We start from the raw sequence: 5,916 nt of genomic DNA on the forward strand, positions 1-5,916 counted from the left end.
ACCTTCTGCGGCCTGATCCAAACAGAACTCAGACAATGCGAAGAAAAGGAAAAGGGACCGAGCTCCGTAATCAGACACTCAAATCCGAAGCCCGCAAGCTTGCACACCAAACCGTATCCATGGACCCGGAAGCATTAGCTGCCGGGGTGGATGCAACATTACTCGGAATTGAGCCAATTACTCCTGTAGCAATCAATGCATACCACCAGTGGAGCGGGCCCGTGAGCTATCCATGGGATGACGTGCTGAAGTGGAAAACCAAAGACGCAAAGGGTCTGGACCTGGCTTTTTGGTACGAAGGAGAGCTGTGCGGCTTGTGTTACGCAACTCCGCGCAAAAGCACGATCTGCATAAAAATCATCCTTTTGCAGGGACGAACTGGCAAGACCCACACCTTGCGGGGCTGGATCGCACCCATGGCGCTACTAACAACTGAATTCTATGCACGGAGACTGGGATGCACTGAAATCGAGGTCCAGGAACCTGACTCTGGCGCCATCCCTTACTACCAAAAACTTGGGTTTCATTTCGACACAGCCGACCGCCTTGTCTTTCCACTGGACGACCAATAAGATCGACTCATTCATCCAGACACGAGAGGTGTCTATGAAACAGAAGAAACAGAAAAAACAGCCGTTACTCGCATCTAGGCTTCGTGCAGAAACGCCCAGTTTGGCCGATACGGTTTCTGCCAGTCAGCGGCACTTTTTGAAGGTCGCCGCGGCCTATGGCAAAGAATTGGAGCCTGATGGCTGGCTCGCCGGTGGCGGAACCTGAATCCCGCATTAAAAGACCGTCTAGTAGGCGGTTTTTTTTCGCTTGAAGATTAGTCCTTTCGACTCCAGCAACATCCAGTGAAGCTTTGCCCAGGCAACTGTCCCTTCAACTCCCTCCTCCCCGACTACCCTTAAAAAACCGCAGGAAGCGGCCCCCCGATCCAACCCAAGGAACGACCATGTCCCTCTCCATCGTCCACAGTCGCGCCCAGATAGGCGTGGATGCTCCCGCCGTCACCGTCGAAGTCCATCTGGCCAACGGTCTGCCGTCGCTGACCATGGTCGGCCTGCCCGAGGCGGCGGTGAAGGAGAGCAAGGACCGGGTGCGCAGCGCGATCATCAATTCCGGGCTGCAGTTTCCGGCGCGGCGGATCACCTTGAATCTGGCGCCGGCGGACTTGCCCAAGGACGGCGGGCGCTTTGATCTGGCGATTGCCCTGGGGATTCTGTCGGCGAGTGTGCAGGTGCCGTGTCTGACGCTGGATGAGGTGGAATGCTTGGTGAACTGGCGTTGTCCGGCGCTGTGCGGCCGGTACGCGGGGTGTTGCCGGCGGCGCTGGCGGCGCGCAAGGCCGGGCGGGCACTGGTGGTGCCGCGGGCGAATGCCGAGGAAGCATGTCTGGCTTCGGGTTTGAAGGTGTTTGCGGTGGATCATCTGCTGGAAGCCGTGGCGCATTTCAACGGGCATACGCCGGTCGAGCCTTATGTCTCGGACGGGCTGATCCATGCGGCGAAACCTTATCCCGACCTCAATGAGGTGCAAGGACAGATGGCCGCGAAACGGGCGCTGCTGATCGCGGCGGCGGGCGCACACAACCTGTTGTTCAGCGGGCCGCCGGGGACCGGCAAGACCTTGTTGGCGAGTCGCTTGCCGGGCCTGCTGCCGCCACTCTCCGAATGCGAGGCGCTGGAAGTGGCGGCGATTCAATCGGTCGCCAGCGGCGTGCCACTGACCCATTGGCCACAACGGCCCTTTCGCCAGCCGCACCACTCGGCCTCCGGGCCGGCACTGGTCGGTGGCAGCTGTGACATTTGACAATAAATGCAACTGATTGGAAATTGATGCAACTCACATGTGATGCGGATCTTTAAGTGTTTATGCTTCAACGCCAAGTATTGCGGGTGTTTCTCAACAGACTCTCGTGCGGCTCGGCGTTTTAAACTCTAGCCACCCACTCGTCACCGGTATTGAACGGTAAACGTGCAGACCTTTCTACCGTCCATACTTGGAGGGTTATGTCATGTATGTAGACAGAAAAGCACAGGCACTGGAAACCTGGCAGCGACTATTCACTCATCCTGAAATTCGAATGAGCGCTCCTGAGCAATACGATGAATTACTGCGCCTTGCCGAGGAGTATTGCGAAGAGGGGTTCATCACCAAAGAGGAGCGCAGAGCGATGATTGAGAAAGCGACGGCGAATTATCGACGGGCAGTTGAAGGCATGGGCCAAGGAACCTAGGGGTGTTCTGGTTTATGGCGACGGTAGCCTGCTGCAAGTATGAAGCCTGTCATCCAATGGTGAGGACAGGCTTCACTCCAACAGTCACGGCTTAAGTTTTGGCGCTATCAGCGGCCAGCAGGATAAGGGTCACCGTTAAGCGACTGGGGCCATTGGCGGAGTCTCATTCACGTCGGCCAGTGGTACGTCGCTGCTGCCAGGTGTCAGGATAACCTTGCGACAGTTTTCCTGTTTCTTGTCGAAGATCCGGTAACCTTCCGCTGCCTGTTCCAGCGACATCCTGTGGGTGATGATGGCCTCGGGTTGCAACCGACCCGTCTCAATGTGTTCCAACAGCTCAGGCAAGAACCGCTGCACATGAGTCTGACCCATTTTGAACGTCAGGCCCTTGTCGAACGCATCGCCGAATAGAAAACCGTGAATGAACCCTGAGTACACGCCGGGCACACTCACCACGCCGCCGCGCCGTACCGCGGCGATGCACTGGCGCAGTGCTTTGCCGCTACTGCCTTCCAGCTTGAGAGTGGCGAGTACTGTTTCGGTGGTGCTGCCCTTGGCTTCGAACCCCACGGCGTCGATCACCCCGTCCACGCCCCTGCTACCCGGAGTCTGCCGGATGATGGTGTCGGCCGGATCATCATCGTCATCAAAGTTGATCGGGATAACACCGTAAGTACGCTGCGCATACTCAAGGCGATACGCATGATGATCGACCATGAAGATGCGCTCAGCACCGAGCATGCGGGCGCAGGCGGCGCTCAGCAGTCCCACCGGGCCAGCGCCGTAGATGGCCACACTCGAACCTTGACCGATATTTGCATTGAGAACCGCCTGCCAGGCGGTTGGCAGGATATCGGAGAGAAACAGCACCTTCTCATCCGCCAGCGTGCCTGGAACCTTAAATGGCCCAGTGTTGGCTTTAGGCACTCTAACCAGTTCAGCCTGACCTCCCGGAATGCCGCCATACATTCGGCTATAACCGAACAGTGCCGCCGGCGGCGGAATCAGTTTTTTGTTCATCGCCGCGCCCGGGCCGGTATTCGTCGTCTCACACGCGGCGTAAAGCTCCTGTTGGCAAAAGAAACAATCACCACAGGCGATGACAAACGGGATCACCACCCGATCACCGCGCTGGACCGCAGTCACGCCAGAACCGGTCTCCTCGACGATGCCCATGAACTCGTGACCGAAGATATCGCCATGCTCGACGGTGGGAATCTTGCCGCGATACAGGTGCAAATCAGAACCACAGATGGCTGTGGCGGTGACGCGCAGAATAATGTCGTCCGGCGCTTCTAGTACCGGATCCGGCACGCTCTCGACTCTGACGTCATGGGCGCCGTGATAAGTCATTGCTCGCATGGTGATGTCCTCGTACGTTCAATAAAAGACGTTGGTCTTCATACCGAAGGACTCGGGCACACTGGAGTTCAGTAAGCTTTCTCAAAGTCAGATCAGCGGACGATAACAAAGGAATTCAGGACGCAAGTCCGATTTAAACGGTAATCCGATCATTCGACATAGACAGCTACCGGGTGGTGACTTTCATCGCATGGATTCCACCCAGCATGATTTGAACCAAAAGCCACAGAAGCTGCCAAAATCATTCGCTTAACGTACCGAATAAAAATCACCTCCCCCGCCATCCGACCCCATAGTACTGATAGATCGCAGCACGTGTTTTCTGAATACTCTCTTAACGGGTAGCTATTGTAATGGTCTGCGTGACCGCAACCCGCGCTATCTACAATGCCGAAAATGCCAAAAGACCTTAGATACTCTCGGGATGACGCGCATGAACCTGCGATACCGCAACAACATAAAAGTGATGGGTGAAGGTCCTTCGACACTGATCTTTTCCCACGGTTTTGGCTGTGACCAGAGCATGTGGCGCTATTTGGTCGACCACTTCACGTCTCGTTTTAAGATTGTCCTTTATGACCTTGTCGGGTCGGGGCAGTCAGATATCGGCGCGTATGATCGGGAAAAATACAGTTCCTTGATGGGATACGCCCATGATCTGGGTGAAATCGTCGATCATTTTGCCACTGGTGAAGTAATTCTGGTCGGCCACTCTGTTAGCGCCATGATAGGTGTCCTACTGGACCGCCTATGCCCTGGAAAAATTGCGGCGCATGTGATGATTGGCCCTTCACCCTGCTACATTGACTCCGATGACTATGTGGGGGGATTCAAACTCGAAGACATCCAGTCCTTGCTCGACACGCTGGACAGCAACTACCTTGGCTGGTCCAGCAATATGGCACCGGTAATCATGGGCGCGCCCGGGCAACCTGCACTGGGAGAAGAACTGACCAATAGCTTCTGCCGTACCGACCCTGAGATCGCCAAGCAATTCGCACGCGTGACGTTCATGTCAGACAATCGCAAGGACGTTGCGGGATTGGTCACACCAACCTTGATTCTGCAATCCACCGACGATTTCATCGCTCCCATCGCCGTAGGTGAATATCTGCATGCTGTACTTCCCAACAGCACACTCAGCTTGGTGGCTAACGTTGGTCATTGCCCACACATGAGCGCACCGAGTGCCTGTTCGGAAGCCATGGACAGCTTCCTGACGCTGAGGGCAGGTGCGGATGTCGACTGACGCACCGCCAGGTCCCGACTCGCAGACACTATTTGAAGGCGCGCCTTGCGGCCTCGTGGTTACGCAAGAGGACGGGACGATTTTGCTCGCCAACCTGACATTTTGCTGTTGGGTCGGCTTCGACGCCTGCTCTTTGATCGGGCGGCGTTTCCAAGACCTGTTGACAATAGGCGGCCGTATATTTCACCAAACCCATTGGGCGCCGCTGATGCGTATGCAAGGCTCAGTAGCCGAGGTGAAGCTCGATCTGGTCCACAAGGACAAACATTGCGTCACAATGCTGCTTAACGGTGTAAGGCGCGAAAATGCCGATGGTGCTTTTTTTGAACTGGCACTATTCACGATAAGCGATCGCGACAAATATGAGCGCGAACTACTCAGCTCCCGAAAAGTCGCCGAAGGTCTACTGCACGAGAAAACCGTTGCGGAAACTGCGCTTCAGCTTGCTCAAAGCGAGTTGAAAATAGCCTACGAAAAGGCCGAACGTCGTGCATCATTCGCCGAGCAGATGGTTGCTATCGTCAGCCATGACCTGAAAACACCGCTGACTGCGATAAAAATGGCGTCTGACATGTTAACCAGAGACGAACTGTCTGCTAAGCAATTCAAAATGCTCGGCCATATCAGCCAGTCAGCTGGCCGCGCTGAACGAATGATTGCCGATCTGTTGGACTTTACCTTGGCCCGGGTCGGCCGAGGAATAGCAGTAACGCCGGCCCCGGTTGATCTGCATACTTTAGTCAGCCTGAGTGTCGATGAATTGCGCGTCGCTTTTCCCGCTGCAAATTTGCAGCATCAATGCAATGGATCGGGTATCGCATACATTGATGCAGATCGGGTACAGCAAGTTATTGGCAACCTGGTTGCTAACAGCGTTGCTTATGGAGATTTGAAGCAGCCAATCATCATCACTTCATCTTGTGAAGAGCATCAAACCATTGTGTCCGTTCGCAACCAGGGCGCGATTATCCCTGAGTCATTGATGGCGACTCTATTCGAACCCATGATCCGCGGCACCAACGACCGTAACGCACGCAGCGTAGGGCTTGGATTGTTCATCGTGAGG

6 protein-coding genes and 1 pseudogene are annotated in these 5,916 nt (G+C 55.4%); 6 read left to right on the top strand and 1 reads right to left on the bottom strand.

The window, feature by feature from the left end; genetic code table 11:
* The 4 genes and pseudogenes from HT737_RS14375 to HT737_RS14390 all read left to right on the top strand — a co-directional run.
* Window positions 1–572 (top strand): GNAT family N-acetyltransferase (locus HT737_RS14375; protein ID WP_308809986.1); only part of this gene is annotated, 572 nt, incomplete at its 5' end.
* A 34-nt stretch (window positions 573–606) separates the two neighbouring features.
* A complete protein-coding gene (locus HT737_RS14380) occupies window positions 607–777 on the top strand; it encodes a hypothetical protein (RefSeq protein ID WP_167443788.1) in 171 nt (56 codons plus the stop codon).
* A gap of 178 nt (window positions 778–955) precedes the next feature.
* Window positions 956–1,797 (top strand): annotated as a pseudogene (locus tag HT737_RS14385) (YifB family Mg chelatase-like AAA ATPase); the annotation flags it as partial.
* A gap of 220 nt (window positions 1,798–2,017) precedes the next feature.
* Window positions 2,018–2,239 carry a hypothetical protein gene (locus HT737_RS14390; protein ID WP_182402993.1) on the top strand — a complete coding sequence of 74 codons (222 nt, stop codon included), beginning with the start codon at window positions 2,018–2,020 and terminating at the stop codon, window positions 2,237–2,239.
* 135 nt (window positions 2,240–2,374) lie between these two features.
* Here HT737_RS14390 and HT737_RS14395 read toward each other — a convergent pair whose 3' ends face one another.
* Window positions 2,375–3,601 carry a zinc-dependent alcohol dehydrogenase gene (locus HT737_RS14395; protein ID WP_108590163.1) on the bottom strand — a complete coding sequence of 409 codons (1,227 nt, stop codon included), beginning with the start codon at window positions 3,599–3,601 and terminating at the stop codon, window positions 2,375–2,377.
* A 433-nt stretch (window positions 3,602–4,034) separates the two neighbouring features.
* On the opposite strand from HT737_RS14395, the gene HT737_RS14400 reads away from it, so the two are divergent.
* Window positions 4,035–4,850 (top strand): alpha/beta fold hydrolase, encoded by an 816-nt coding sequence (locus HT737_RS14400; protein WP_034139786.1) that lies wholly within the window; start codon window positions 4,035–4,037, stop codon window positions 4,848–4,850.
* The coding region (locus HT737_RS14405; RefSeq protein ID WP_182402995.1) for a PAS domain-containing sensor histidine kinase at window positions 4,840–5,916 on the top strand (1,077 nt) is incomplete at its 3' end. The genes HT737_RS14400 and HT737_RS14405, both read left to right, overlap by 11 nt.

This window comes from Pseudomonas sp. MD195_PC81_125, from assembly GCF_014060985.1.
Lineage (GTDB): Bacteria > Pseudomonadota > Gammaproteobacteria > Pseudomonadales > Pseudomonadaceae > Aquipseudomonas > Aquipseudomonas parakoreensis.

Excerpts from the sequence above, each read along its gene's own strand:
- HT737_RS14395 (WP_108590163.1), bottom strand. The coding sequence starts at position 3,601 with ATGCGAGCAATGACTTATCACGGCGCCCATGACGTCAGAGTCGAGAGC.
- HT737_RS14400 (WP_034139786.1), top strand. The coding sequence starts at position 4,035 with ATGAACCTGCGATACCGCAACAACATAAAAGTGATGGGTGAAGGTCCT.
- HT737_RS14390 (WP_182402993.1), top strand. The coding sequence starts at position 2,018 with ATGTATGTAGACAGAAAAGCACAGGCACTGGAAACCTGGCAGCGACTA.
- HT737_RS14380 (WP_167443788.1), top strand. The coding sequence starts at position 607 with ATGAAACAGAAGAAACAGAAAAAACAGCCGTTACTCGCATCTAGGCTT.